The organism is Micromonospora sp. HUAS YX12 (assembly GCF_040215685.1).
Taxonomy (GTDB): domain Bacteria; phylum Actinomycetota; class Actinomycetes; order Mycobacteriales; family Micromonosporaceae; genus Micromonospora; species Micromonospora tulbaghiae.
On sequence record NZ_CP157974.1, the window covers coordinates 986,131 to 1,010,632 of the forward strand.

General features: G+C 70.4%; 24 protein-coding genes and 1 pseudogene. 6 read left to right on the forward strand and 19 right to left on the reverse strand.

Features of this window, described 5'->3' with window-relative positions:
* Nucleotides 1–52: 52 nt before the first annotated feature.
* The 3 genes from ABIH81_RS04880 to ABIH81_RS04890 all read right to left on the reverse strand — a co-directional run bounded on the left by ABIH81_RS04880 (nt 53) and on the right by ABIH81_RS04890 (nt 3,165).
* Nucleotides 53–1,081: a MupA/Atu3671 family FMN-dependent luciferase-like monooxygenase gene (locus ABIH81_RS04880; protein ID WP_349879207.1), complete on the reverse strand. Its 1,029-nt coding sequence runs from the start codon at nt 1,079–1,081 to the stop codon at nt 53–55.
* A gap of 94 nt (nt 1,082–1,175) precedes the next feature.
* Nucleotides 1,176–2,192, reverse strand: coding sequence for a 3-oxoacyl-[acyl-carrier-protein] synthase III C-terminal domain-containing protein (locus ABIH81_RS04885; RefSeq protein WP_349879208.1), 1,017 nt, complete (start codon nt 2,190–2,192; stop codon nt 1,176–1,178).
* Between the two features lie 13 nt (nt 2,193–2,205).
* Nucleotides 2,206–3,165, reverse strand: a complete 960-nt coding sequence (locus ABIH81_RS04890; RefSeq protein WP_349879209.1) for a 2OG-Fe(II) oxygenase family protein — start codon at nt 3,163–3,165, stop codon at nt 2,206–2,208.
* Between ABIH81_RS04890 and ABIH81_RS04895 the strand changes: the two genes are divergently transcribed.
* On the forward strand, nt 3,106–3,291 hold the full coding sequence (locus tag ABIH81_RS04895; protein ID WP_349881285.1) for a hypothetical protein: 186 nt from the start codon (nt 3,106–3,108) through the stop codon (nt 3,289–3,291). The two genes, ABIH81_RS04890 and ABIH81_RS04895, sit on opposite strands and share 60 nt — an antisense overlap.
* Nucleotides 3,292–3,331: 40 nt before the next feature.
* On the opposite strand, the gene ABIH81_RS04900 is transcribed toward ABIH81_RS04895, so the two are convergent.
* From ABIH81_RS04900 to ABIH81_RS04945, 10 genes are all read right to left on the reverse strand, one after another.
* Complete coding sequence (locus ABIH81_RS04900; RefSeq protein WP_349879210.1) at nt 3,332–4,288, reverse strand: cytochrome P450; 957 nt, start codon at nt 4,286–4,288, stop codon at nt 3,332–3,334.
* A 233-nt stretch (nt 4,289–4,521) separates the two neighbouring features.
* Nucleotides 4,522–5,835 (reverse strand): daptide-type RiPP biosynthesis aminotransferase, encoded by a 1,314-nt coding sequence (gene mpaD, locus ABIH81_RS04905; protein ID WP_349879211.1) that lies wholly within the window; start codon nt 5,833–5,835, stop codon nt 4,522–4,524.
* Nucleotides 5,829–6,431, reverse strand: a complete 603-nt coding sequence (locus tag ABIH81_RS04910; protein ID WP_349879212.1) for a chorismate pyruvate-lyase family protein — start codon at nt 6,429–6,431, stop codon at nt 5,829–5,831. Before ABIH81_RS04910 ends, mpaD begins: the two co-directional genes overlap by 7 nt.
* The gene (locus ABIH81_RS04915) at nt 6,428–7,909 is read right to left on the reverse strand and encodes a fatty acid--CoA ligase family protein (protein ID WP_349879213.1); all 1,482 of its coding nucleotides are present in this window, start codon (nt 7,907–7,909) and stop codon (nt 6,428–6,430) included. The genes ABIH81_RS04910 and ABIH81_RS04915 overlap by 4 nt, the downstream gene beginning before the upstream one ends.
* Entirely contained in the window at nt 7,906–8,556 is a 651-nt protein-coding gene (locus ABIH81_RS04920) for an HAD family phosphatase (RefSeq protein WP_349879214.1), read from the reverse strand. Before ABIH81_RS04920 ends, ABIH81_RS04915 begins: the two co-directional genes overlap by 4 nt.
* A complete protein-coding gene (locus tag ABIH81_RS04925; RefSeq protein WP_349879215.1) occupies nt 8,553–9,647 on the reverse strand; it encodes a nicotinate-nucleotide--dimethylbenzimidazole phosphoribosyltransferase in 1,095 nt (364 codons plus the stop codon). Before ABIH81_RS04925 ends, ABIH81_RS04920 begins: the two co-directional genes overlap by 4 nt.
* Entirely contained in the window at nt 9,640–10,926 is a 1,287-nt protein-coding gene (locus ABIH81_RS04930) for a glycosyltransferase family 4 protein (protein ID WP_349879216.1), read from the reverse strand. The genes ABIH81_RS04925 and ABIH81_RS04930 overlap by 8 nt, the downstream gene beginning before the upstream one ends.
* The gene (rfbG, locus tag ABIH81_RS04935; protein ID WP_349879217.1) at nt 10,923–12,053 is read right to left on the reverse strand and encodes a CDP-glucose 4,6-dehydratase; all 1,131 of its coding nucleotides are present in this window, start codon (nt 12,051–12,053) and stop codon (nt 10,923–10,925) included. Before rfbG ends, ABIH81_RS04930 begins: the two co-directional genes overlap by 4 nt.
* Nucleotides 12,035–12,820: a sugar phosphate nucleotidyltransferase gene (locus ABIH81_RS04940; protein ID WP_349879218.1), complete on the reverse strand. Its 786-nt coding sequence runs from the start codon at nt 12,818–12,820 to the stop codon at nt 12,035–12,037. The genes rfbG and ABIH81_RS04940 overlap by 19 nt, the downstream gene beginning before the upstream one ends.
* Nucleotides 12,817–14,466, reverse strand: a complete 1,650-nt coding sequence (locus ABIH81_RS04945; protein WP_349879219.1) for a carbamoyltransferase C-terminal domain-containing protein — start codon at nt 14,464–14,466, stop codon at nt 12,817–12,819. Before ABIH81_RS04945 ends, ABIH81_RS04940 begins: the two co-directional genes overlap by 4 nt.
* A gap of 581 nt (nt 14,467–15,047) precedes the next feature.
* On the opposite strand from ABIH81_RS04945, the gene ABIH81_RS04950 reads away from it, so the two are divergent.
* Genes ABIH81_RS04950 through ABIH81_RS04965 form a run of 4 tightly spaced genes read left to right on the forward strand, consistent with a single transcriptional unit; the run spans nt 15,048 to nt 18,387 of the window.
* Nucleotides 15,048–15,317, forward strand: a complete 270-nt coding sequence (locus tag ABIH81_RS04950; protein ID WP_349879220.1) for a phosphopantetheine-binding protein — start codon at nt 15,048–15,050, stop codon at nt 15,315–15,317.
* Between the two features lie 2 nt (nt 15,318–15,319).
* A complete protein-coding gene (locus tag ABIH81_RS04955) occupies nt 15,320–16,888 on the forward strand; it encodes an AMP-binding protein (RefSeq protein ID WP_349879221.1) in 1,569 nt (522 codons plus the stop codon).
* On the forward strand, nt 16,881–18,080 hold the full coding sequence (locus ABIH81_RS04960) for an aminotransferase class I/II-fold pyridoxal phosphate-dependent enzyme (RefSeq protein WP_349879222.1): 1,200 nt from the start codon (nt 16,881–16,883) through the stop codon (nt 18,078–18,080). Before ABIH81_RS04955 ends, ABIH81_RS04960 begins: the two co-directional genes overlap by 8 nt.
* 1 nt (nt 18,081) lies before the next feature.
* Nucleotides 18,082–18,387 (forward strand): acyl carrier protein, encoded by a 306-nt coding sequence (locus ABIH81_RS04965; RefSeq protein ID WP_349879223.1) that lies wholly within the window; start codon nt 18,082–18,084, stop codon nt 18,385–18,387.
* A gap of 332 nt (nt 18,388–18,719) precedes the next feature.
* Here ABIH81_RS04965 and ABIH81_RS04970 read toward each other — a convergent pair whose 3' ends face one another.
* Both ABIH81_RS04970 and ABIH81_RS04975 read right to left on the reverse strand, forming a co-directional pair.
* A complete protein-coding gene (locus ABIH81_RS04970) occupies nt 18,720–19,202 on the reverse strand; it encodes a transposase (RefSeq protein WP_349879224.1) in 483 nt (160 codons plus the stop codon).
* 289 nt (nt 19,203–19,491) lie between these two features.
* Nucleotides 19,492–19,911: pseudogene (locus ABIH81_RS04975) on the reverse strand (IS110 family transposase); the annotation flags it as partial.
* Between the two features lie 549 nt (nt 19,912–20,460).
* Here ABIH81_RS04975 and ABIH81_RS04980 point away from each other — a divergent pair.
* Entirely contained in the window at nt 20,461–21,021 is a 561-nt protein-coding gene (locus ABIH81_RS04980; RefSeq protein WP_349879225.1) for a hypothetical protein, read from the forward strand.
* A gap of 39 nt (nt 21,022–21,060) precedes the next feature.
* On the opposite strand, the gene ABIH81_RS04985 is transcribed toward ABIH81_RS04980, so the two are convergent.
* The 4 genes from ABIH81_RS04985 to ABIH81_RS05000 form a co-directional block, all read right to left on the reverse strand.
* The gene (locus ABIH81_RS04985) at nt 21,061–21,906 is read right to left on the reverse strand and encodes a hypothetical protein (RefSeq protein ID WP_349879226.1); all 846 of its coding nucleotides are present in this window, start codon (nt 21,904–21,906) and stop codon (nt 21,061–21,063) included.
* Nucleotides 21,903–22,484 (reverse strand): RNA polymerase sigma factor, encoded by a 582-nt coding sequence (locus ABIH81_RS04990; RefSeq protein ID WP_349879227.1) that lies wholly within the window; start codon nt 22,482–22,484, stop codon nt 21,903–21,905. Before ABIH81_RS04990 ends, ABIH81_RS04985 begins: the two co-directional genes overlap by 4 nt.
* A 129-nt stretch (nt 22,485–22,613) precedes the next feature.
* The gene (locus ABIH81_RS04995; RefSeq protein ID WP_349879228.1) at nt 22,614–23,765 is read right to left on the reverse strand and encodes a hypothetical protein; all 1,152 of its coding nucleotides are present in this window, start codon (nt 23,763–23,765) and stop codon (nt 22,614–22,616) included.
* A gap of 6 nt (nt 23,766–23,771) precedes the next feature.
* Entirely contained in the window at nt 23,772–24,146 is a 375-nt protein-coding gene (locus tag ABIH81_RS05000) for a hypothetical protein (protein ID WP_349881011.1), read from the reverse strand.
* Nucleotides 24,147–24,502: the final 356 nt, after the last annotated feature.

Consider the following 24,502-nt stretch of genomic DNA (forward strand, 5'->3'; position numbering starts at 1 on the left):
GAGCGGACCGGCGCCCGCCCCGGGGAGTACCGCCGCCCGGGTCGGGCGCCCGCTACCGGCACGCCTCGCGCAGCTGAGCGAGTGGCCGTAGGCCGATCAGCGCCGCGTCGACCGGCACGCCGAAATCGACCAGTGCGGCGATCTCGTCCACATCCGCGCCGGCGACCCGTTCGACGATGTCCCGGGCGTGGCCGACCGAACCGAAGAGGCCGTCACGGTGCAAGTAACGCTCGTACGCCGCGCGGACGCCGAGCCGCGCGGCGGCAGGGGTCGGTGCGGGCCGGGCGGCCGCACCACGACCGCCGGAGTTACGGCTCAGGTCGAGCGCGCTGACGAGATAGCGCTGCAGCGGCTCGCTGACGACCTGGTGCGCGGCGTCGAGGTCGTGGTCGAGGTAGGTGTGGAGCATGAGGACGACATGCCCGCGACCGGGCCTCCCGGAGGCGGCGTAGGCAGTGCGGTAGGCGGCCACCTTTCCGGCCAGCTCGTCGACCGACTGTGACATGAGGTGTGTCAGCACCCCGACTCCCGACTTGCCGGCCGCCTCGAAGGTGTCGGTCGCGCCGCCGCTGGTGAGCCACAGCGGAATGGGGTCCTGCACGGGTCGGGGGTGTACCCGCAGGACCGCATCGCCTGGGACGTCGTCGCCCGAGTACGGCTCGCCGTGCCAAAGCCCGCGCAGGGTGTCGATCACCTGGATCGTCAGATCACGACGGTCCGCGTACGCCTCCGGTCGGAACACGAAGTCGTGTGGGTGCCATCCGGATGCGAGCGAGAGCCCGGCGCGCCCGCCGGACAGGTTGTCCACCACCGCCCAGTCCTCAGCGATCCGCAGCGGGTGGTGCAGTGGTGCGACGACGCTGCCGGCGCGGATCCCGATCCGTTCGGTGATCGCGGACAGTGCGCCCGCTGTCACGGCGGGGTTGGGGTACGAACCACCGAACTGATGGAAGTGGCGTTCCGGGGTCCACACCGCGGTGAAGCCGTGGCGGTCGGCGAAGCGGGCACCCTCGATCAGTAGCCGGTACGCCTCGGCGGTGCTGAGCCCGCCGTCCGCGAAGTAGAAGAGGCTGAAATCCATCGATGTCTCCTTGGTCCACTCGGCCAGGCCCTGCCTCGCCGACCCCGATCACGGCAGGATCCGGCTGGACCCGGCCGTGGCCGCGGGATCGTTGTCATACGCGCAGCAACGTGCAGGCCCAGTGCATGCCGTTACCGGTGCTGGTCAACGCGACGATGTCACCCGGGTGCAGCGCACCCTCGTCGCGCAGTCGTCCAAGTGTGAAGATCTGGTCGGCGCTGCCGAAGTGCCCGTATCGCCGGGCGAGCCGGTGATTGGTCCGCTCCAGCGGAATGCCGATCTGCTCCGCGTAGTCCTGAAGGCCCTTGCTCGTGCCGTTGAGGTGCAGCACGTACCGGATGTCGGCGAGATGGATCCCGGTGCGGTCGCATGCCCGCTCCACCACCGTCCGGCTGCAGGCACGGTCGTGGCGCAGGTAACGGATCATTGCCAGGCGGTCGCCGCCGAGGAACCGGTTCATGAGCGTCGCCGGATTGCCGATCTGCTCTGGCACATCGGCCGCCGAGGTGAAGGGGCGCGCCGCGCCGCCGGTGGGAAGTCGGCAGAAGTCGGCGTACCGGCCGTCCGACACCACTTCCGTGGTCAGCCACCTGTAGGCGTCGTGGTCGCGTACCAGCACCGCCGCGGCCGCGCCGTCGGAGGTAATCGCCGCGCTGGAGTCCATCCTGTTCCAGTACGACTCGCAGACCCGGTTCGCGCTCACCAGCAGGGCCACCCGGTGGTCGGGATGGGTGGCGAACTTGCCCGCCACGACGTCGAACGCCGCCACTCCGCTACTGCAGGCCTGATTGACCAGGAACGCCTCCGCACGCAACGCCCCCAACTTGGCCTGGGTGGCTGCGGCGGGGTCCCAGTACAGGTACTCCGCGACATCGGCCATCGCCAGCAGCACCAGGTCAACGTCGGCAGCGGATATTCCCGCACGGTCCAGTGCGGCCTGGCCGGCTTGCGCTGCCAGGTCGGTGACGCCGACGCCGTCCGGCGCGCGGTAGAAGGTCTGGTACCCCCAGGCGGCGACGTCCGCGTCCGCACCGACGTACGCAGCTGCGTCGTCGGCGACGGACCGTGGCTCACCGAGCGCGTGGTCGATGGCAAGGATGCCGAAGGACATGATCAGTCGGTCCTCAGCCGGCGCCCGTGCCGGCGCCACTGCCCCCGGATGAGCCGGCCGCGTGGCTCCGGGACGCCAGCCGGTCGGGGTTCTGCTGGAGGCTACGGCGTACGTAGGCGCGGCGCGACCGGACCAGGAAGAACTCGCCGGAGGTCACCGGCCGGTGGTGCGGTGGGTCGTCGGCGCTCGTGCACGTCGGGATGCAGCTCACCACCGCGTCAGGATTGGGCTGGTGGAAGAAGGCGATGGAGATCCGGTCCAGGTGCGCCTGGGCGGCGGGCGGGTAGACGACCTGGTGCACCGTGCTGGTCCAGCGGTCGTTCGTCCACATCGTCATGAGGCGACCCAAGTTGATCACGAATGATCCGGGGATGGGCGGTACGTCGAGCCAGTTCCCGGCCTCGTCGCGGACCTGCAGCCCTCCAGGGGCGTCATCCTGATAGAGAACGGTCACGGTGCCGAAGTCGGTGTGCGGGTCGTTGCGGACCTCGCCGGGCCGGGGCGGGGTGTCCCGGGGCAGGTAGTAGTTGACCGCCAACGGTGTCATGTGCCGGTCGAACTTGTCGTCGAACCAGTCCGACGGCAGGCCCAGCGCCAGCGCGACCAGCCGCATCAGCTCAAGGGCGAGACCCTCCACGGCCATGTAGTAGGCCCAGTACGCCTCCCGAAAGCCGGGCAGCGCCGGCCATCGGTTCGGCCCTTCCAGCGCGCCCGGCGCGTCCGGCGGTGTGTCGGCCGGAGCATCCTCGCCCAGCCGGGTCGCACAGAACATCTCTAGGGCGGGATAGCGGCCGAAGCCCCGCTGCAGCGGATCTCGTGGGTCGTTACGGACCTCGTCCTTGAGCTCTGCCGGCTGAGCGAAGAACGCCCGGCACACCTCGTACATCCGGCTGATCGTGTGCTCGGAAACGCCGTGTCCGACTACCACGAAGAATCCGCTTGTGCGGCAGGCGGCGCCGACCGCCTCGGCCACGGCCTGCCGACGATCGGTCGCATCGTGGTGGTCAAGGCCGAGATCGATCACTGGCACGTATCCGTTTACGAGTGTCACGGGATGCGTCCTGGAGGCGGCGACCGCGGACAGATCTGTCATCGATGACTCCATTCGTTCTGCGCCGGCGGGCTTGCCCGTCGGTCTGTCACCAGTCGACCGGCAGTTCGCGCAGGCCGTAGACAAGCATGTCGTCGAGGAAGGTCAGGCGGTCCGGGGCCTCATCCAGGCGCAGCCCGGGCAGCCGCGAGACCAGCTCGGTAATAGTGAGTTCCGCCTGCACCTCGGCCACGAAACTGCCGAGACAGCGGTGTACCCCATGACCGAAGGCGATCTGCTGCCGAGCGTCCCGGGTGATGTCGAACCTGTCGGCCTCCGGATAGACGGCGGGATCGCGGTTGGCGCTGGCCAGGCTCACGATCACCGCGTCTCCGGCGTGGATCAACCGGCCAGCCACCGTCACATCGCGGGTCGCGACGCGGGCCACTCCGTGCTGCACCACCGTCCAAAACCGCAACGCCTCGACCACGGCCGGCCGGGCCCAGCGCACCGGATTGGAACGGACCAGCGCGAACTGGGCCGGATCGGTGAGCAGCGACAGTGTCGCCAGCGACACCAGGCCCGCTGTGGTCTCAAGGCCCGCCACGATGACCAGATTGACCACGCCGACCAGTTCGGCCAGTGAAAGACTGGGATCCCGGTCCAGCTCGGCCGCGAGCCGGCTCAGCACGTCGTCGCCCGGATCGCGCCGCTTCCGGCTGATGAGGCCCTCCAGGTATCGCGTCATCCGGCCGGCCGCGGCCACCCGCTGCGCCACCGTCGCATCGTGCACCTGAAGGTCCCTGGCACAGGTCATGAAGAACTCGCGGTCGCCCAGCGGCGTTCCCAGCATCTCGGAGGCGGTCATCGCTGGCAGCGGGACGGCCACGGCCGCGACCAGGTCGGCAGGGCGGGGACCGGCTGCGAACTGGCGTACCAGCTCCCCGACCGCGTCGGTGATCTGGGGCCGGCGGGCGTCGATGCGCCCCGCGCTGAACTCAGCTGCGACAAGCCTGCGTAGCCGGGTGTGCGCGGGGGGGTCCATCGCGAGGAAGTGGCCCGGCACCGGCCGCTTCGACGTGAGCGGGAAAGCCGGGAAGCCGGGACGGCGCGGGTCGGAGCTGAACGTGGCGCTATCCGCGAGAATCGTCCGCGCCGTACGGTGTCCGGTGACCAGCCAGCTCTCCCCGCCGTACGCGAGAGCGCACCGGCGCAGCTCGGCGCCGCCCTCACGGTACTCGGGTGGTGGGCGGTGCGGGTCGTGCCGTCGGAGCGGAAACACCAGCTTGGTGGAGGTGGTCATGCCCGCACCACGCGCTTCCCGGCGAGTCGGTCGGCCGCCCGGTCGAGCCCGGCACGCACCGCGGCGCCGAGCCGCGCCGCGTCCTCATCGCGGTAGACGAGCGCCGGGGCCAACTGCACGCAGCTCGGCCCGAGTGACACCAGAGCACCGGCGTCACGGATCTCGTCACCGACCAGCGCCACCTCCGCGTCGGACAGCGCTTCGCCGTCACGTCCGAGCCGCAGCGCTCGGAAGCAGCCCCGGCCGTCGTCGCCGGTGACCAACGGGTGCCCGACGATGTCGGCGATGAGCAGGTCGAGGTGCCGCGCCGTGTCCGCACCGCGTTCCAGCGCCCCGAGCCGGTCCATCTCGGCGATGGTGGCGACGATCGCGGCGCAGGTCGGGGGCGTGCCGGCCTGGGTCTCGGCGTGTGTCAACGCGGCGTCCGAGCGGGCGAACGCGCCCCACACCTCGGACGAGACGAGCACCGCCGCGGCGGCGCAGGTGCCGTTTGTCATGCCCTTGGAGGCCACCAGTACGTCGGGTGCGGTGGTCCACCGCTGCGAGGCGAAGTACGGTCCGGTCCGGCCGAAGCCGGTCGCCACCTCGTCGGCCACCAGCAGGAACCCGTACTCCTGGCGCAGGCGCCCTAGCTCGGCGATCATCCGATCAGAGAGCGCGGCAGCTCCGGTGCCGAGGACCGGTTCGACGACGACGGCGGCGACCCGGTCACCCTCACGGCTCAGCAGATCGGCCAGTTCCGCGCCGTCGTCGACGTGGTCGACGTGCCGGATGAGGCTCTGGTCGACACCGTAGTAACGTTGCCCGAGGGCCATCCCGGTCAGGCCGTGGCTACCGTAGGTCAGGCCGTGGTAGCTGCCGCGCAGGCCGACGACGACGCGACGGCCGAACTGCCGGCGCAGGGCCCAGTACTGCCGCGCGAGCTTCATCACCATGTCGTTGGCCGCGCTGCCCGAGGTGGAGAACAGCACCCGCGCGAAGCGGTCCGGACCGGCCACCCGCAGCAGCGCCCGGGCGGCGGCGACCGCCCAGGTGTGCCCGGAGCGGAAGAGCGTCAGATACGAGGCGGTCCGCAGTGCCTCGGCCACCGCGTCCGCGATGACGGTGTTCCCGTACCCCAGGTTGGCGTTCCAGAGCCCGCTGGTGGCGCAGAGTCGCCAGACGCCGTCCGCGAACAGGATCTGGGTTCCCGCGGCCTCGACCGCGGTACGGTCGTGCCGACCGTGCCGGCTGGGCGGAATGAGCAGTTCCCACAGCGGGTCGGCGCCCGCGCTGGGTGTACCGGCTTCCGGAGCGGTCGGTGTCAACATCTGGTCGGGTCTCCTTCTTTCTCGGACGGCAGGCCGTCCTCGTCCAGGGCCTGCGGCGACCTGTCGTGCACACCCGCCGGCGTGAAGTACTCGTCGATCAGAAGGGCGGCTGATCCGCCGGTCCACATCCGGTAACGGCGGTGCGCGGCGACCTGGTGCCCGCCCTCCGGATCGATGTCCGTACGATGGTCCGCGTCGTCGTACACGTGCAGCGAGAGCAGCTCACGGAACGTCTCGACGCGGTGCCGGCGGAGCAGCCGCCCGATCGGCACGTCCGTCATGGACAGCTCCGCCCGCAAACTCGGAGGCAGTAGTCCCGGCTGGATGACCGACCGGGCCAGCAGGTAGACACGCTTGCTGCTGGCACCGACCAGCCGGGTCGTCCGGGACACAGGCCGATCACCCTCGACCGGTGTCAGCAACGCGGCCTCGGCCGAGTCGGCGGCGGTCTCCGTACGCACCAGTTGAGAAGTGACGATCCGCTCCCCCACCACTCGTTCGAGCATCGGGGTGAGCGTGCCGTCCGAGGTCAGCAGGAGCATCCCCACCAGGTCGACCCGTTCCGCCAGCGGCGCCGCGGCGTGCTGCGCTCTCATCGCGACACCTCCATGGCCGGCGCCGGCCCTCCGTGACCTGCGAGGACCTTTCCGGTGGCCGAGCGGGGCAGGACCGTGACCGCCTCGATACGTCGTGGCATCTGGTGCGGTTCGAGCCGGTCCCGGCACCAGCGCAGCACCTGCCCCAACTCGGCGGCACTCCGCAGGACCACCCGAGCCGCTGGTACCTGCCCGCGCAGTCCGTCGTCCTCGGCCTGCACGTGCGCGTCGGCGACGCCGGGGTGCGCCCGGAGGACGTGTTCGATGTCGACGAGGCTGACGGTCCTGCCCCCGACGTTGATGACGGCGTCGAGGCGGCCGGCCAGGCGAACGCCGCCGCCGGTGGACGGCCGGGCGAGGTCTCCGGTGGCGTACCAGCCGTCCCGGGTGGGCAGAGGAACCAACCCACCGTCCGGCCCGAGCCGCCCGACTGCGAGCGACTCGCTGCGCAGCAGCAACTCACCCGGTAGCGTCGGATCCACCGGCTCGGTCGTCCGCAGGGACACGCCCGGCAGCGGGGTGCCGATCTCACCGTCCGCTTCCGCGCCGGTGACCATGTTGAGGGTGACGGCACCCGCCTCCGAGGATCCGTAGCAGTTGTAGAGCTGGAAGGCTGCCTGCCGGGCGATCCGACCGGGGGCGCCGGGCGGCAGCGGGCCACCGGCGGAGACCGCGCGGACCAGGCCGGCGAGGGCGCTCGCCGGTTCCGCCCGCGTGCCACCCGCGTGGGCGGCCGACTGGCCGAGCGCGTCCGCGAGGAGCCCGTAGTGGAACGGCAGCGCGATGAGCGTGCGAGCCTGAACGGCGCGTACCACCCGCGCCAGCTGGGACGGCACCGACCGGGCCGGACAGTGCCGGACCGGCGCCCCCGCCAGCATCGGTCCGACCAGACCATAGTTAAAGCCGTACGCGTGGAACAGCGGTGCGGCCACCACCACGGGCGCGTCAGCCCCGTACGCCAGGAACGCCGCCACCCGGCGGGCGTCGGCGAGGATCGCCGCGGCGGTGCGGACCACGCCGACCGGACGGCCGGTGGAGCCGGAGGTGAGGAACGTCTGGGTGCTGCGCGGCGGCGCGGCGGGTATGCCAGACCCGTCGACCGGCGGTGGCAGCAGCGTCATGCCCGGTACACCGGACCGGAGCGGCACCGGCTGCGCGCCGAGCCCGGACGATGCTCCGCGAGTGGTTCGCCGGTCCCCGACCGTCGCGGCGGCGAAGCTCGCGGCCGTAGCCGGATCGCAGTGGATGAGGGGAATCCCGGCTGCGTCGCTGGCGAGCACCGTAACGGTCGCCGCGACCGGGTCGGCCAGCCGCACGGCCAACGGGCGGGCCGTGTCATGGCGTTCCGCGAGTTCACCGGCGAGCCGCTCGGCGGCGTCGCACAACTCCTGAAAGGTCCAAGACCCGCTGTCGGTCACGATCGCCGGCGAGGTGGGCACGCCGGCCTCGCGCACCGCTGCCAGGATGGTGGCGTTCATCGGCTCCTCCCATCGAGTGCGGCCGGCAGGTCGGCCAGGCTGCGGAGCCACTCGGCGCCGTGCGCGGCCGGCAGGCGGGACAGCACGAGGGTGCGTGCCCCGGCCCCGGCCCCCTGTGACGCGTCAGCGGCGGTGTCGCCCACGTACACCGTCCGGTCGGCGGTCAGCCCCAGTCTCGCCATGGCGAGGGTGAGGCCGTCCGCCGCCGGCTTGGGACGGGCGGCGTCCTCCCGGGCGACGGTCACGTCGACGGTCAGCCCGCTCGCGCGGATGAGGGCTTCGGCGTCGGATCGTGAGCGGCCGGTGCAGACGCCAACGGGTCTGCCGTCGCGGCGCAGTCGCCGAACCGCCTCGGCCGCGTACGGCATGGGCGCCACCGCCGTGGTGGTGAGGCGCTCCCGGAGAACCCGGCGATAGATCAGCTCGGCCTCGGCGAGGTGGTCGGGCCCGACCAGGGCCGCGAGGGTGGCCCGGTCGGTCGGCCGCTGGGCGGCGGCGATCTCGGCGGCACTGGCGGGGATTCCGTGTACGTTGACGGCGACCGCCCTCAGGCAGTCCCGGTGCAGAGCCCAGGAGTCCACCAGGGTGCCGTCCAGGTCGAATATGACTCCGCCGGCGAACCGGCTCGCGCCGGGTGTGCCGCTCATCGGCTCTCCCTTCCTCGGGGGACCGCCAGGTCGACCGCACGAGCTTCCGGGGTCAGGTGCGCGACCGCGAGAGCGCCATTGACCAGGGACAGCGCCAGGGCCGCTCCGGACGCCATGCCGAGACGCATTCCCAGATCCAGCAGTGGTGGCTGGCCGAGCGCCTCGAGTAGGTGCCTATGGACGGGCTCGGTGGAGCAGTGGGCGGGAATCAGATAGCCGGCCACCGCGGGGCAGAGCCGCACCGCGGTGAGCGCCGAGACCGCCGTGATGGTGCCATCGAAGACGATCACCTGACGGTTGGCCGCCGCGGCGAGGATGACGCCGACATTCGCGGCGATCTCCAGTCCTCCGACGGCCGCGAGTATCCGGATGGGGTCGTCAGGCAGTCGGCCGATCCGGTCCAGCGCCGCCTCGATGAGAGTGCGTTTGCTTTGGACAACCGCCGGCCCCACTCCCGAACCCGGTCCGACCAGATCGGTGGGTGGTACGCCGAGCAGCCGGGCGGCCAGCGCCGTGGCGGCGGTGGTGTTGCCCACGCCGATCTCGCCGATGCCCAGCAGGGGCCGGTCGGCCAGCCGTTCGGCGGCGTACCGCGCGCCGGTCAGCACGGCCCGGTGCGCCTGCTCCCCGGTCATTGCGTCCTGCCGGCTCAGGTCGGCGGTGCCGGCAGCCACCCGGTACCGGGGGTCGCCGACCGGTTCGACGAGGCCGACGTCCGCGTACTCCACGCGTGCCGGGACCTGCGCGGCGAGGATGTTCACCGGTGCCCGCCCGCTGGCGATCAGCCGCAGGACGCGCCCGGTGAACCCGTGCTCGTAGGCGGACGTGCCGTGCACCGCGACCCCGTGATCGCCGGCGAGGACGCTGACGATCGCGGGAAGAGCGCCGGACGTAGGCTCGGCCCGGATGGCGGCGATCCGGCCCGTCAGGTCGTCCAGCACGCCCAGGCTGCCGGCCGGCAGGGCCCGCGTCAATTGCATGATCTTCGCCAGCCGGGCGCACCGGGCGTCGACCAGCGGCACCGCGGCGCAGAGTCCGGCCACGGTCTCCGACGTCGCACCCCGGCCGGCGCCCTCCCTCTGGTCAAGCATGGGCACCGGCCGTCAGCCGCGCGCCGAGTGTCGCGATGCCACGGGCGAAGCGGTCATTGGTGAAGCGCTCCATGACCCGGTTCCGAGCCTGTTCACCACGCCGGCGTCGCCCTTCGGGATCGGCGAGCGCGTCCCGCAGGACGGCGGCGAGTACCGCCGGGTCGAGACGGCGATCCCCGGACGGGCCCTGGACCGGGACCGGATAGCCGTACCGGTCATCCGGGATCAGCTCGTACAGCGAGTCGACCGCCGTGGCCACCACCGGGCGCCCGAAGGCCATCATCTCGGCGCACACGTAGCAGAAGGACTCCCACAGGCTCGGCACCACGGCCACATCCGCCACCGACATCCAACCGAGCGCCTCACGGCGGGGCACGTCGCCGAGGAACGACACCCGATCGGACACTCCCAAGGTGGCCGCGAGCCGGCGTAGATGCGCCTCCTCAGGGCCCACGCCGATCAGCACCAGGCGCGGCGGAGGCGATTCGGAGCCCGCCACGGGCGCGAGAACGGGGTGGGCCAGCGCGGCCAGTAGTTGTGCGAAGCCCTTGACCGGCACGAGCCTTCCGCAGGCGACCAGAAGCGGCGCGCCGGGGACACCAGCCAGCAGCTCGGCCCGGGCCTGCGGCCATTGCGGATCGTCCGCCACCGCGGCGATCTCCACCGTGTCTATGCCGAGATGCACCACCTCGTGTCGCGTCTCCAGGTGGGGGTAGTAGCCGGTGATCGCATCCGACAGCGCGTGGCTGATGAAGACCGTGTAAGCGCTCTCGGCCAGCGACTTCTCCTCGAGCTCCAGCAGGTGAGTCCGAGACGCGGTCACCCCGTTGGTCACCCGGTGCGCGTCCCGGTCGTACGGGGTGATCGCCCGGAAGTCCTGCAACAGGATGTTCAGCAGGGGCCGGCGGTGCCGGCGGCTGAACAGCGCCGCCTCCGGGAAGCAGAACAGATCCGGCAGCGCGACCAGGTCCGGCATGCCGAACTCCGCGCACAGCTGCTCGGCGGCGGTGAACAGCCGGCGGTGCGCCCGCAGGCTGTCGTCGGCCAGGCCGGTGTCTGCGTTGTAGACCGTGCCGGTTCCGACCCGGAGCACGTCAACGCCCTGGATCCGGTCACGAACGTCCTCCCCGCCCGGCTGGGACGACAGCACCGCGACGTCCCAGCCCTCGGCGACCAGACCGACCGCGAGGCTGCGTGCGACGGTGCTGGTGCCGCCGACCGTGACGGGCGGGTACTCGCGGGAGAAGACGAGGGCGCGCCGCGTGCCGATGCTGCTCATGCGATCCCGTTCCGCTCAAGCCGCGGGTAACCCGCGGCGCCAAGAAATTCGTCGATCTGCTTCGTGGTCGCCGCGATGGGCGACCGGCCGGCGTCGACGCCGCGCTGCCATGCCACGATCGCGGCGGACGCGGTGTGGATGTCGAAGTGGTGCCGCCAGTCGAGAGCCGCAGCCGCCTTACGCCCGTCGAGACGCAGCACGGTGTCCTCGACGATCCTGTCGTCGCGGCGCAGCACCACGGGCAACGATCCCTGGCCGCCGTGCCACGCGGCACCGAGGGCGCGCACCAGCGCCTCGACGGACGCGCCGTCACCCGGTGGGGCGAAGTTGAAGACCTCGCCGGAGCCGACCCGACCGTCGGACAGGCGCTCGGCGAGCCGTAGAAGTCCGTGCACCACGTCCAACACGTGCTGCCAGGGGCGTACGGCGTCCGGGTTCCGCAACTCGACGGGGATGCCCGCCCGGAGCGCCGCCATCGTGTCCGGGACGAGCCGGCTGGCGGCGTGATCACCGCCCCCGATGACGTTGCCGAATCGGGTGGACGCGGTCCGTGGCCGACTGTCGGGCGTACGGCGTCCCGCCTCGTGGTACGCCTCGAAGACCAGTTCGGCGGCCGCCTTCGACACGCTGTACGGGCAACCGCCGCCCAGCTCGTCAGCCTCCCGGTACGGCCAGATCCATCCGCGGTTGCGGTAGCACTTGTCCGACGTGACGTGTACGACCACGCCCGCCCGCTTGCGTCGCGCCGCCTCCAGCACGTTCACCGATCCGAGGATGTTGGTGGTCAGGGTGCCGTGCGGGTCACGCTGGCCAACGGGGACCAGCGGCTGAGCCGCGAGGTGGAACACCGCGTCGAAGTCGGCCGTGGCCATCACGTCGTCGACGGCGGCGAAGTCCCGGATGTCACCGACGACGCACTTGGCGCCCAGCGCCGCGAGGTCGTGGGCGCGGGCCTTCGTGTGCCGGTCCGCGTCGAGGCCAAAGCCGGTGACCCTGGCGCCTAGGCGGCAGAGCGCCGCGCTGAGCCAGGAGCCGACGAAACCGCTGTGCCCGGTGACCAGGACCTGCTGGTCCCGCCATGGAAAGGCGGCAGGCGTGGCCGCCGTGGTCAGGCTGGTGTCAACCACGGGAATCCGTTCTCCTCGATCATCAGACTCGCGTCAATGAAGTCCTTGTACGTGTCGAACGGCAGCCACAGCCCGTCGTGCACTACCGCGTGCACCCGTCCTCGTGCCACCAGTCGCGGCAGGACGGAGTCCTCCAGGGGCTCGCCGGGTGACAGCATCGCGAACAGGCTCGGCTCACACATGAAGTAGCCGGCGGAGATCAGCGACGACCGCATCGGCTTCTCGACGAACGAGGTGACGGCAGTGCCTCCGTCGATGTGCAGCTCGCCGTATGGCGACCGCACCCGTGTCGCGACCAACGTCAGGACGCCGCCCGCGGCGCGGTGTGTGCGCAGCAGCAGGTCGAGGTCGAGGTCGGACAGCACGTCTCCGTAGCCGAGGAGGAAGGGTCGCGGCCCGATGTGCGGCAGGGACGCGAGCAGGCGGTCGCTCTTCTCCGCGTACGGCCCACCGTCGACTAGCGTGACCTGCAAGCCGTCGGCGGTGAACCGTTGCCACCCCGGGCCGGTGACCAGGTCGCCCTCCGGCGTGCTGAAGTAGGCGGCGAGCAGGGCCCGGATCCGGTCGGCGCCGTATCCCACGCAGAGCACGAACTCGTGGAGGTCGAAGCGGCGGTAGTAGTCCAGGACGTGCAGCAGCAGCGCGCGACCGTCGGGCAGCGGACGCAGCGGCTTGGGCATGTCGTCGCCGTCAGCGCGTTGCCGCAGGCCGAGGCCACCGCAGAGCAGGACGACGGGTGGCCGGTCCGCCCCGGCGTCGGCGATCACCGGTTGTGATCCTTTGTGATGACCGTGTCACCCAGCACCAGCATGTCGAGGTCCGTGCTGAGGAAGCAGCGCACGGCATCCGCCGGGGTCTCCACGATGGGTTCCTCGTTGTCGTTGAACGAGGTGTTGAGCAGCACCGGCACGCCGGTGAGCCGCTCGAACGCCCCCAGCAGGCCGTACAGCCGGGGGTTGAGGTCCGCCACGACGCTCTGCAGGCGTGCCGAGCCGTCCACGTGCGTGACGGCCGGGATGCACTGGCGGCGATCAGCCCGGACCTGGGGCACCAACAGCATGTACCGGGCGGGGACCGCCGACTCGAACCAGTCGGCCTGCCGGTCCAGCGGCACGACCGGGGCGAACGGGCGGAACGGCTCGCGGTGTTTGACCTTGGCGTTGATGCGGTCCTTCATGTCGGGGTTCCGCGGGTCGGCGAGGATGCTGCGGTTCCCCAGGGCGCGGGGGCCAATCTCCGACCGGCCCTGGAACCAGCCGACGACCTCGCCGCGGGCCAGGGCCTGCGCTGTCCGGTGGAGCACGTCGTCGGGTCGTTCGACGCGTATCCGCTCGGCGTGGGGAGCCAGGGCGCCCTTGACGTCGGCGTCGTCGTACTCGCGGCCGAGGTAAGGCGAGAACGGCGTCGGGGCCGGTGTCCAGGGATTGCCCGCCACCCCGTAGTGGCCGTGGAGCGCGGCGCCCAGCGCGGTGCCGTGGTCACCGGCCGCGGGAACGATGTGAATCTCCTCGATCGGCGTGTCCTGCAGGATCTTGAAGTTCGCCACGCTGTTGAGCGCCACGCCACCGGCCAGGCACAGTGTGCGCAGACCGGTACGGCGATGCAGCCAGCGAACGAGCTCCAGCACGATCCGTTCGGTGTTCGCCTGGACGGCGAAGGCGAAGTCGGCACGGATCTCGTCGGTGCCCGGCCCGTCACCGGCACGCGCCAGCTCCGCCTTGATCAGGGAGCACAGCGCGTCGCGCTCGGCGGTGCTCTGCCGGAACTCCCCGTCCGCCAACCGGTAACGGGCTGCCACGTCCTCGACGTAGCGGGGGCTGCCGTACGGGGCCAGGCCCATGGTCTTGCCGGGGGCACCCATGCCACCGACCGTGTGGAAGCCGATCGCCTTGGAGACCGCCTCGTACATTCCACCGACCGAGTCCTCGTACTCGTCGTCGAGCCGCCGGGCGGCCGCCGCGACCCGCCCGTTGACGGCGTGCACCATGTGCAGGCCCGCCGCGTCGCCCGTGTAGTGGGTTATCGTCTCGCCCCGCCGCTGCTGCGCGGTGCCGACCTCGGAGCCGCGCCCGTCCATGACCAGGACGGCAGCCTGTTCGAACGGCGACGTGTAGAAGGTGCTCGCGGCGTGGGACAGATGATGACCGATCCAGTGGACCCGGTCGCCGAACCTGAGCGTGTAGACCCGGTTGATGAAGTCGTTCGCGATGATCAGATCGACCTCGTCGGGACGTATGCCCCCCTCGCCGAGGACGTAGTCGGCGGCGAGGCACCGCTGCAGGCGCGGACCGAGGCCGAAGGCGAGCTTCACCCGGGTCAGGCGCTCCTCCTCGATCGCCGAGATCGCCCTGCCGTCCTGGACGAGGCAGGCGCAGAAGTCGTGATGGGATCCCCCGAGACCGAGGATGCGCATGGTGGACTACCCCCAGACTGAAAGCCATTGCGGCAGCTGAAAGCCGTTGCGACGGGCGGTAGCCACCGTCGGGAACGACGGGCGGGCGAGTGACGACGCCTCACCGGGCGGACGGCCGCCGATCTCCGCGGCGCTGCGACGCGGCGGCGTAGGCGGATCGAATGACAGCGGACATGACGCACCTCCCCCGTTGAGGTGTCAACCCGTTCAGCATGGCGCCGGATCGATGTCTTGATCGAACACGATCGCCACAGCAAAGTCAACACCGCCAATCTCAGCATGAGGCTTGATCGATCGGAAACCGTCGTGTTAGCTGTAGTTCGGATGGCCCGAGCGCGGGCCATTCTCTGTCAACGGGGTTTGCAGGACAGGCTCGCCGCCGTATAACCGCGAAGGTCGGGCCGAACGGCACAGCATTTCGCGGAAGCGCTCGCGTCACTCGACGCAGCCCCCGGTCGCCGCGTGCCGCAGCGTCCCCGATGACTGGCTTCACCTGCCAGAACGCTGCACCGACAAGGTCGTCCGGTGAAGCGCCAAAAGGGCCGGGACACCACGCCCGGCCCGGAGGAATGGAGATGCACATGGCCGAACACGAGGAAGTCGTCAACGCCGTAGTTGCGCGTCTGCGGGAACTGCTACCCGACACCCCAGTTGACGAATTGACCGAGGACAGAGACCTCCGCGACTTTGCGGCGTTCGATTCTCTCGGCGTGCTGGAATTGCTGGTGTGGCTGGAGGGCCGATTCTCCGTGTCTATTCCTGATGAGGAATTGATCGTCGACAACTTCACGACGGTCGGCAAGATGGCCGACTACGTCGTCGCGCGCTCCAGCACGGCTGTCGTCGATTGAGCATGCCGAACCTCGCACTTCCGCTGACGGTGCCCGAGTTGGTGGCCCAGCGCGCCGGCGGCCCCGGCGCCGCGTCGGCCGCCGTGATCCAGGGCGACCGACGCGTGACGTACCGCGAGCTGGCGGAGATTGCCGAGCACCACGCGTCATTACTTCGCAACCACGGCGTCAAGATCGGTGATCGGGTTGCAATTTTTGCGAGAAATTCCATGGAAGCCATTGCATGGTATTTCGGTGCCCTCCAGTGCGACGCCGTCGCTGTGCTGGTCAACGACTCGCTGAGATCCCGTCAGGTGTCCCATATCCTTCGGCACAGCGGCGCCCGGGTACTCGTCACGACGAAACGGCTGCGCAGCCTCATGGACGACTCCGACCTGGGCGGGGTGCTGCCGGTCGACATCGGCTCCGGGCACCCGCTGCCCGGAACGACCGAAACCGGCACCACCAGCGATGACGCGGCGGACGCCCCTGCCGACCTCGCCGGTCTTATCTACACCTCGGGCTCCACCGGCGCCCCCAAGGGCGTGATGGTGACCCACGGCAATCTCCTCGCCGGAGCGAGGATCGTCGCCCAATACCTGGATCTCGGCCCGCAGGACCGGACCCTGTCCGTCCTGCCCTGGAGTTTCGACGCCGGGCTGAACCAGGTGTTGGCGACCTTCTGGGCCGGCGGCAGCGTGATCATCGGCGGTTCCCCGTACCCACCGGACGTGTGCCGCCAACTCGTCGCGCACGAGGCCACCGGCCTCGCCGGGGTGCCGCCGTTCTGGGAGGCCCTCGTTGGCCGCCCCTCTCTCTTCCTCTCACTCGACCTGCCGCAGCTGCGTTACGTCACCAACACCGGTGGAGCCCTGCGGCCAGCGACGATCCGGCGGATCCGCGCGGCGCATCCCGGTACCGCCGTCTACCTCATGTACGGACTGACCGAGGCATTCCGCTCGACCTACCTGCCTCCGCACCTGGTTGACCTTCGACCGGACTCGATCGGCAAGGCGATACCCGAGTGCCAGGTGATGGTGCTCGACAAGGACGGCCAGCCCTGCCCTCCTGGGCACGTCGGCGAACTGGTGCACCGAGGTCCGACCGTGGCTGCCGGCTATTGGAACGACCCGGTGGCCACCGCCGCGGTCTTCCGTCCCTGGCCACCGGGCGCCGACCGGCCGGCAGGGGAACGCGTCGTCTACTCGGGTGACTACGTGCGCCATGACGAACAGGGCCTGATCTACTACGTCGGCCGGCGCGACGAGCAGTTCAAGTCCCGCGGCTACCGGGTGAACCCGACCGAGATCGAGGGGGCCCTGACAGCCTCCGAGGCGATCACGGCCGCCATCGTCTTCCCCTTGCCGGCAGGCGACGGCGAGCGAACCATCGTGGCAGCGATCGTACCGGCCACGCCCGGCTCATGCGATGAGCGCCACGTCCTGGAGCACTGCAGCGCGACGATGCCCGCATACCAGATCCCGTCCCGCATCGTCATTCTCGACGACGTGCCGCGCACGTCCTCCGGCAAGATCGACCGCACCGCGATCAGGGCCCGGATCGCCGCCGAGGAGGCGGTGCCGCGTGACTGACCCTGAAGCCGAACTCTGCGCCCCACTCGAGCGGTTCGCGCAGCTTCACGAGACCACGGTGCGCAGGGCCGGCACGCGGCTCATCGACCTGTCGTACCCGAACCCGCGGGCCGACCGTGACCTCCGGCCGTACGCGGCACTCACGGAACTGACGGCCACCCTGCAGGCGGCCGACCTCCAGTACACGCCGTTCGGAGGCGGCACCGTGGTACGCCGACGGGTGGCCGCCGCAGTTCGCAGACGTACCGGGGTCCCGTTTGGTCACCGGGACGTCGCCCTCACTCCCGGGGCGACCGCCGCGCTGACCGTCACACTCTCCACGTTGTTCCGGCCAGGTGACCGCATCGCGATGGTGGTGCCCTGCTGGATGGACTACCCGCTGTACGCCAATCGACTTGGCCTACGTCTGACGGGGATCCCGTCGGGGCCGGACAAGCGGCTCGATCTCGATGCGCTAGCCGACACCCTTCACGATCCGCCGGCGGGCATCGTGCTGAGCCAGCCCGTGTGTCCGACGGGCGTGGTGCACGACGCCGCTGAACTGGCCGAGCTGGCGCGGCTGCTGCGCGCCGCCGCCGACCGGGCCGGGCGCCGGATCGTGCTCGTCAGCGACGAGGTGCACCGCGACCAGGTCTGGGACGACGATCCGAACATCCCCCTGCCGGTCAGCTACCACCCCGACACGGTGAGCGTGTACTCCTTCGGCAAGAGCTGGTCGTTGCAGGGACAGCGCACCGGTTACCTGGCGCTCGGCCCCGGCCTCCGCGACCCGATGCTGCTCCGCTCTCTGGACCGTGCGCTGCGCGCGACGGCATTCTGCGCACCCACTGCCCTCATGCAACAGCTCGTTTTGCAGACCGTCGACCTGGAGCCGGACAACCGGACACTCGGCACCGACCAGTACCGGGTCAGAAGCCTGCTGTCGCGCATGGGGTACGAGGTCACCGCGGGGCGCGCCACCTCGTTTGTCTATGTCCGCTGTCCGGCCGGGCTCGACGACTGGACCTTCGTTCACCGCCTCGCAGACCGCGGTCTGCTGGTGATGCCGTCCTCGATCTTCCATGAGCCGGGATGGTTCCGGCTCGCCCTCAACGTCGATGGCGAGCGCCTCGCGGTGGCCACCGAACGGCTGCGCCAGGCGCATCCCGCCGCCGATGCCGCCGATGCCGGTTCAATCCAGGGGAGAGCCTGACATGAGCAGCGAGACCGATCCCGATCCCGCGGTCGCCGACCGCCTCGAACGATTCATCCGGCACGAGGGGAGGGTCGCACCCAGCGACTCCGACTTCGACCGCCAAGTGGATCTTTTCAGCGCCGGCTACCTCGACTCGCTTGGCCTCCTGCACCTGATCACCTACCTTGAGCAGGATTTCGGCGTGGTGCTCGATGACGAAGCGTTCATCGACCCCGACTTCGTCACGATCGACGGCATGAGCCGGCTCATCTCACGCGCCCTGCGCCTGGTGGGACCGGAGACCCAGGCGGATGTCGCCCGATGAGCCAGCGGGACGTGGCCATTGTTCCTCCGCGCGACGAGGCTGCCATCCGTCGACGCCAGGAAGCCGAGTCGGCCCTACGGAAGGGTCATCGCAAGAAGCGATGAGCCTGTACACGCAGCAGCCGCAACGCTTCAGCTGACCTTCAGCAAGCGATCGCAGCAGGGCAGCACAGCGACCGGCACGCAATGGCGGGAAACAAGAAAGTGCAGGTCATCAGCCTGAGGACGCAGGCGGAGCGTCGGGTTAGGAGTCTCCATGTGACTCCGGGTGATCTTGGCGGGCAGGGTGGATCGGCCGGCGCGTGGGCTCGCGCCGGCGGGGAGCCGATTGGTTCAGGCTGCCGCGCGGATCACCGGTGCCGGTCGAGTGAATGTCTTGCGGTCGCGGATGAGTGCCCAGAGGACGTCGACGCGTCGCCGGGCGAGGGCGAGTATGGCTTGGCGGTGGTTCTTGCCTTCGGCGCGTTTCTTCTCGTAGTAGGCGCGGGAGGTGGGGCATTCTCGGGCGGCGGTGAAAGCGGCCATCCACAGGATGTGTCGCAGTCTTCGGTGGTAGCGGCGGGGCTGACGGTGATTGCCGGACATCGTTCCGGAGTCGCGGGAGACGGGTGCCAGGCCGGCGTGGGCGGCGAGTTTCGCGGGGCTGGCGTACTCGGTCATGCCGGCGGTGTGGACGAGCAATTCGGCGGTCAGTAGTGGGCCCATGCCGGGCAGGCTCCCGATGATCGGCGCGAGGGGGTGCTGGTCGAGCTGTTCGGCGATGAGGTCGTCGACGGCGGCGATGCGTTGGTCGATGGCGAGGATCTCGGTGGCCATCTGCCCCACCACCACGGCCGCGGCACGTTGGGCCGGGGAGCGTGACGGTCTGCTGGCGGGCGGCGGCCACCATCGCCTCGGCGACCTGGACGGCGTTTGTCACGTGACCGCGTCGGAGTAGGGCGGTGATCCGGTCGACGCCGGCGTGCCGGATTGCGGCCGGGGTCTGCCAACAGGCGAGGACCATCATCGGGGCCTTCCGGTTCAGGTCCACAGCGCGTTCCAGGGCGGGGCTGATGCCGGTGAGGAGTTCCTGCAGCCGGAACAGGGTGGCGACGCGCTGGCCGACGAGGTCGGCGCGGTAGCTCGTGAGCACGGTGAGTTCGGCGAGGAGCCGGTCGGAGGGTTCCAGGATCGGGATGTCGGGGCGCAGGCGGATGGTCTGGGCGATGACGACCGCGTCGCGGGCGTCGGTCTTGTTCTCTCCGGCGAACGCGGCGGCCATGTGGAACGCGACGGTGCCGGAGACGTAACGAACCTGCACCTGCCGCCGCCACAGCAAGGTCAGCAGCAGCGCCGACAGGCCGGTCGTGACGTCGACCGCCCAGCAGACCCCACGGCCGTGCGTTGACACCTCGGCCATCACTGTCAGGAGCGCGGTCTCGTCGTTGGCTACTCGGCGGGAGTAGACGAGCCGGCCGTCACCGTCGACAGCGGCGACGTGGTGGTGGGTCTTGCCGATGTCCACGCCGATCCACAGCTTCGCCACCGTCGTGCTCTCCTTCGTCGGTCGGCTTTTTCTCGAATGCGCCTCGTCTGGGGTTCGGGTTTGCCGGCATCTTCTAGCGATGCGAACGCAGGTCGCGGATCTCCATCAGCGGTCTACCGAATCTCACAGACGACGAAGCGGCGGGTGGCATCTCCTACCGTGAGCCAAGCGATCTCCACGAAGCACACGCAGCCATACCCACCGCTCTCGGGCATCTCCGGGTCTACGGCCCGCCAGGGCCGCGCCCGTTCAACCCGGCCCGCCCGCGGAGCGAGAAGTGGGTGGCACCTCGAGGCTCAGCCACGATCACGGCGGAACACACTTCAGCCATCCCCGCCCTCGGACTCCGCGGGCGCGGCAACCCCTGAGCCTGCCGCCGTCGCCGGCCGGCACCCCGGACACGATGTGCGGGACCTGCGAGCATCAGCGCTCCACCGAGCGCGGGGCAGGCGTTGGGCATCGTGGCCCACGACGGCTGGTCGCCGGCCGCCGCTCCGCGACCGGCCCGATTGCCACGCCAACCGTCGCCGCAGCGGCTTGAATAGCGATGTGCAGGTCACCAAGGACGGGCGGGGCTGGTGCGTCGGCACTGCCGCCGACGTGGGTTGGATCGCCGGGCACACCACTGCCGGCGTCTCGATCACCACCGCCATCCCGCCGATCTTCGACGCCTACGCCACCACGTACCAGACCGACGACGTCACCGCCGCCGCCTACGAGCAGGCCCTGATCGAGGAGCTCACCACGCATACCCCCGACCAGGCGTGGTGGCTGGCCTACCTCGACACCGGCGCCCACGACGTCGTCTTCCCCCACGCCCCGAGGGTGTTCCTCTACTGGAACTGGCCGTACGTGCTGGTCCAGGCCGGCCCCGAACAGGCCCTCACCTGGCGGACCGGTGGTCATATCCGCCACCCGCACGGCGCGCTGCCGGACATGTTCTTCCCCGCCGACCGGTCATGGCTGGTCTCCGCTCTCTGGGACGACACCTGGACCTGCGTCGGCGGCCCGGCACCACTGATCCACACCCTGGAACATGACCCGGTGGCCAGTGCCCGCCAGGTCCGACCTGGCGAGGACGCGCTGCCACCGGGGCTGACCCGCGAGTGACGACCCACGCCCCGGGCAGCGGGCAGCCTCCGATCATGGCTAACGCCCCCACGTCTCGGCGGGACGGCAGTCGCTGGTCGGTTTGCCGTAGATCCGCTTCCCGTCCGGGTCCGCGTAGCAGTGCTCGAGTTGGTCTTCGGCCTGGAACAGCGGACGCCTGTCGATCTCCGTGCCGTGGGCGTCGTAGCTAATCAGTTCAGGGTCGTTGCCGGCCTTGAGTCGGGCGTCGTTGGTCATCAGGCCGAACGCTCCCCCGGAGAGCCGAGCTGTTGTGCTGCGCCCGTCGCCGTGGTCGAGCACGAGCCGGTGGACGCGGCTGCTGACCCGGCCGCTGACGCTGACGTCCCCGCCGTCGAACTCGGTGGAGGTCAGCAACAGCCGCTGCACCGGCCCGGGCAGCAGGTCACCGTGCGGCCACGGCTCAGTGGCGCCCCCGCCGGACTCCCGGGGTGTTCCCGCCCCGTCCACGTCGCAGGTGGCGTAGCCGACGTCGTTCATGAACAACACCAGCGCGCGGTCACCTCGCTCGGTGGCCACCGCGAGGTCGGCCAAGGACACCGGGACGGGTCGCTCCCCTGGTGCCTGGCGGGTCTGTCGTTGCGGGGAGTTCCACTGCAGGCACCGCTCGGCCGCTTTCTGCAGCGTCGGCGACAGCTCCCCGGGCCCCATGGCCAGCACCTGTACGGTCGATCGGTCCGGCCGGTCCCACACCACCGCTACGGCACCGGACGCCGCGGCCAGCAGCACCGCCGCAGCCATAGCGATCCGCAGTCGTGGGGTACGCGCAGGAGGCGGGTTCACGAAGCCGAGAATTTGGGCCCGCATCGCGTGCGCCGCCTCTGGCGGCAGGTCCCGTTCCGCGGGCGGGTCGAGAATGTCGTTCACCGTTTCCCCTCCTGGATCTCCTGCGGCATCAGACGGGCCAGGCGGCTGCGCGCACGGCTCACTCTCGACCGCACCGCCACCTCGCTGATGCCCAACACGGCTGCCGCGTCCGGGTACGACACTCCGGACCACAGGCACAACGCCACCGCCTCCCGCTCAGCCGGCGGCAACCCGCGGACCACCGAGAGGACCTCGGCCATCCGCCTTTCGTCGTCGAGCCGCGCAGAGACGTCCTCGGCGAGGTCACCATCGGCGTACCGCTCTCCCGGTAGACGCCGTAGCAGCGCCAGCCACCGGCGCGCCGACCGCCACTCGGAGCGGACCGCGTTCGTGGCGACGACCAGCAGCCACGGCAGCGCCGATCCGTCCACGAGTCGGGCGTCGTGCCGGCGGCGCCACGCGACGAGGAACGTCGCCTGAGTGACGTCCTCAGCCGTCGGCCACGACCCGGTCAGCCGGAACGCGTGGTTGTAGACCGGGCGGGAGTACCGGTCGAAGAGCCGACCGAACGCCGCCTCGTCACCGGCGGCGATCGAAGACCACAGTTCCTCGTCCGACGGCCGTAGCTGATGCCTCACACCACACTATGGCCGCCCACGCCGGCCCTGTTGCAGGCCGACGGTCAACGTCCGAGGTCGTGGCGCCGGCGCGAGAGCTGCAGCGCGTGAAGACGATGGTGGCCAGTCCACCGGGCGGCGGACCAGGCGTCAGGTGTCGAGGCCTGCGAGGTTGAGGCGTTCGAGCAGGCTGGGCTTGCGGGCGTGCGCCGCCCGCAGCTCGGCCAGCCGGTGTTGGAACGATGCGCTGTCTCCGTCGCGTTCGCCGAGGTCGCGCAGGTCGACGAGGAGTTGTACGGCGGTGTCGTATTCGCGGGGTTTCTTTGTGGCGATGAGTTCGTTGACCCGTTGCCAGGCGGTGGGTTGGTCGACTGCGAGGGTGTCGAGGTGCCGTTGCCGGGCGGCTGCGGCGGAGCGTTCCCGGCGGACCCGGTCGTGTTCGCGCAACTCGGCATCCCGTCGTTCCCGCACGGCGCGCAGGTCCGCAGCGGCTGCGAGCAGTTGACCGGCAGTACGGACGGCCGTCGGCGTAGACGCGTCGACGGGATGCGCGTCGCGGTAGCGGCGCAGCAGTCGGTTGCGCAGGTGGCTTTCGCCGCTGGTGATTAGGTCGGTCAGGATGGCGTCCTTGTCCCGGGCTTGTAGCCCGACGACCCACTTCCGTAGTTGTGCGGCGGTCGGTTCGCCGAAGGCGGCCGGCGACGACCCAGCCGCCGCGGCCGCGATCAGGTCGGGGTCGATGCGCAGGAACTCGGCGACGGCGGTGAGGGGCGCGTCGAGGGTGTCCAGCCCGGCGGGGACGGGCGGTTCGGGCTCGTCGTCGGCGATGTCCTCGGACTGTACGCAGCGCAGCCAGGCGAGGTAGAGCAGGCGCAGGTCGCCGGCAGAGAGGTCGGCCCGGACCGGGATGATGGAGGTGAGCAGGCCGTGGCCGTCGAGGTCCCACTCGTCGGTGCCGTCCTCGTCCTCGTCGTGGAGGTCGATGATGACGTGCTCGCCGGCGGTCCACGCGGATGCGCTGTCGCCCTGGCAGTACTGGGCGACGGTGGCGGGGTCGAGCACGTGTTTCGGTAGCCGGAGCATGAGCTGGTGGGTGCCCCAGTTGGCCAGGTACAGGTGCGCGTCGAAGTACCGTTCCATCAGCGTGCGCGGGTCGCCCTTGAAGTTGCCCCACTCGTAGGTGTTGACGAAGCTGGTGGCGGTGATGTCGGCCCGGGTGGACAGCGACCGCAGCTCGGCCCGCTCCCGGCCGGTGAGGGGCCGGTCGACGGCGGTGAACTCGTAGTACTGGTACTCGCTCATCGCGGTCTACGTTCCGGCCCAGTGCCGGTAGGCGTCGATCCACGCGGCGCCGTACGGCGGCGGGGTGGGTAGCGGAAGGTCGAGAAGGCCGACCCGCTGCCGGTGGCGGCCTCGGGTGCAGAGCGCGACGATGCTGTCCACGGTCAGTTCGATCTTGCGCACGGTGACCTCGACGCCGAGGACGGTGGTGGTGAACGGCACCGCCAGATGCTCCTCGATCATGTTGAACAGGCCGGCGCGCTCATCGTCGTAATCGTCCGTGTCGACCGTGGCTTCCTCGATCATCGCCTCCAGCGCGGCGCTGCCCTTCGATGCCATCGGCGGAGGATAGCGGACCGGTGTCGGGGTGTTCGGAGCCTGATGCGCGAGGATGGTCGGCATGGGTTCGGTGGCCGAGTTCGTCGATCTTCGGCGGGAGGTGGAGCGGTTACGGGCGGAGAACGCCCGGCTGGGACGTCTGCTGGAGTTGCGCGGCCAGGACACGACTGCGGCGCCGGAGCAGTTGTCCGCACCGCTGGAACCGCCGGGGCTGGTCACCATGGCTTCGCCGACTCGGGACAAGCTGGCGTTGTTCGCCGACCGGTTCCGGGCCCACGTGTACGCCGTGCGGCGCGAGAACAGGCCCACTTGGAGCGCAAAAAGGTACAGCCGGCCAGCTCGCATACATGGCCAGCCTGTTCTCACCGCCCTTCGAGACCGGGTGGGTAGGGTGGGTAGCCGTTCGCGTCCCGTGAGGA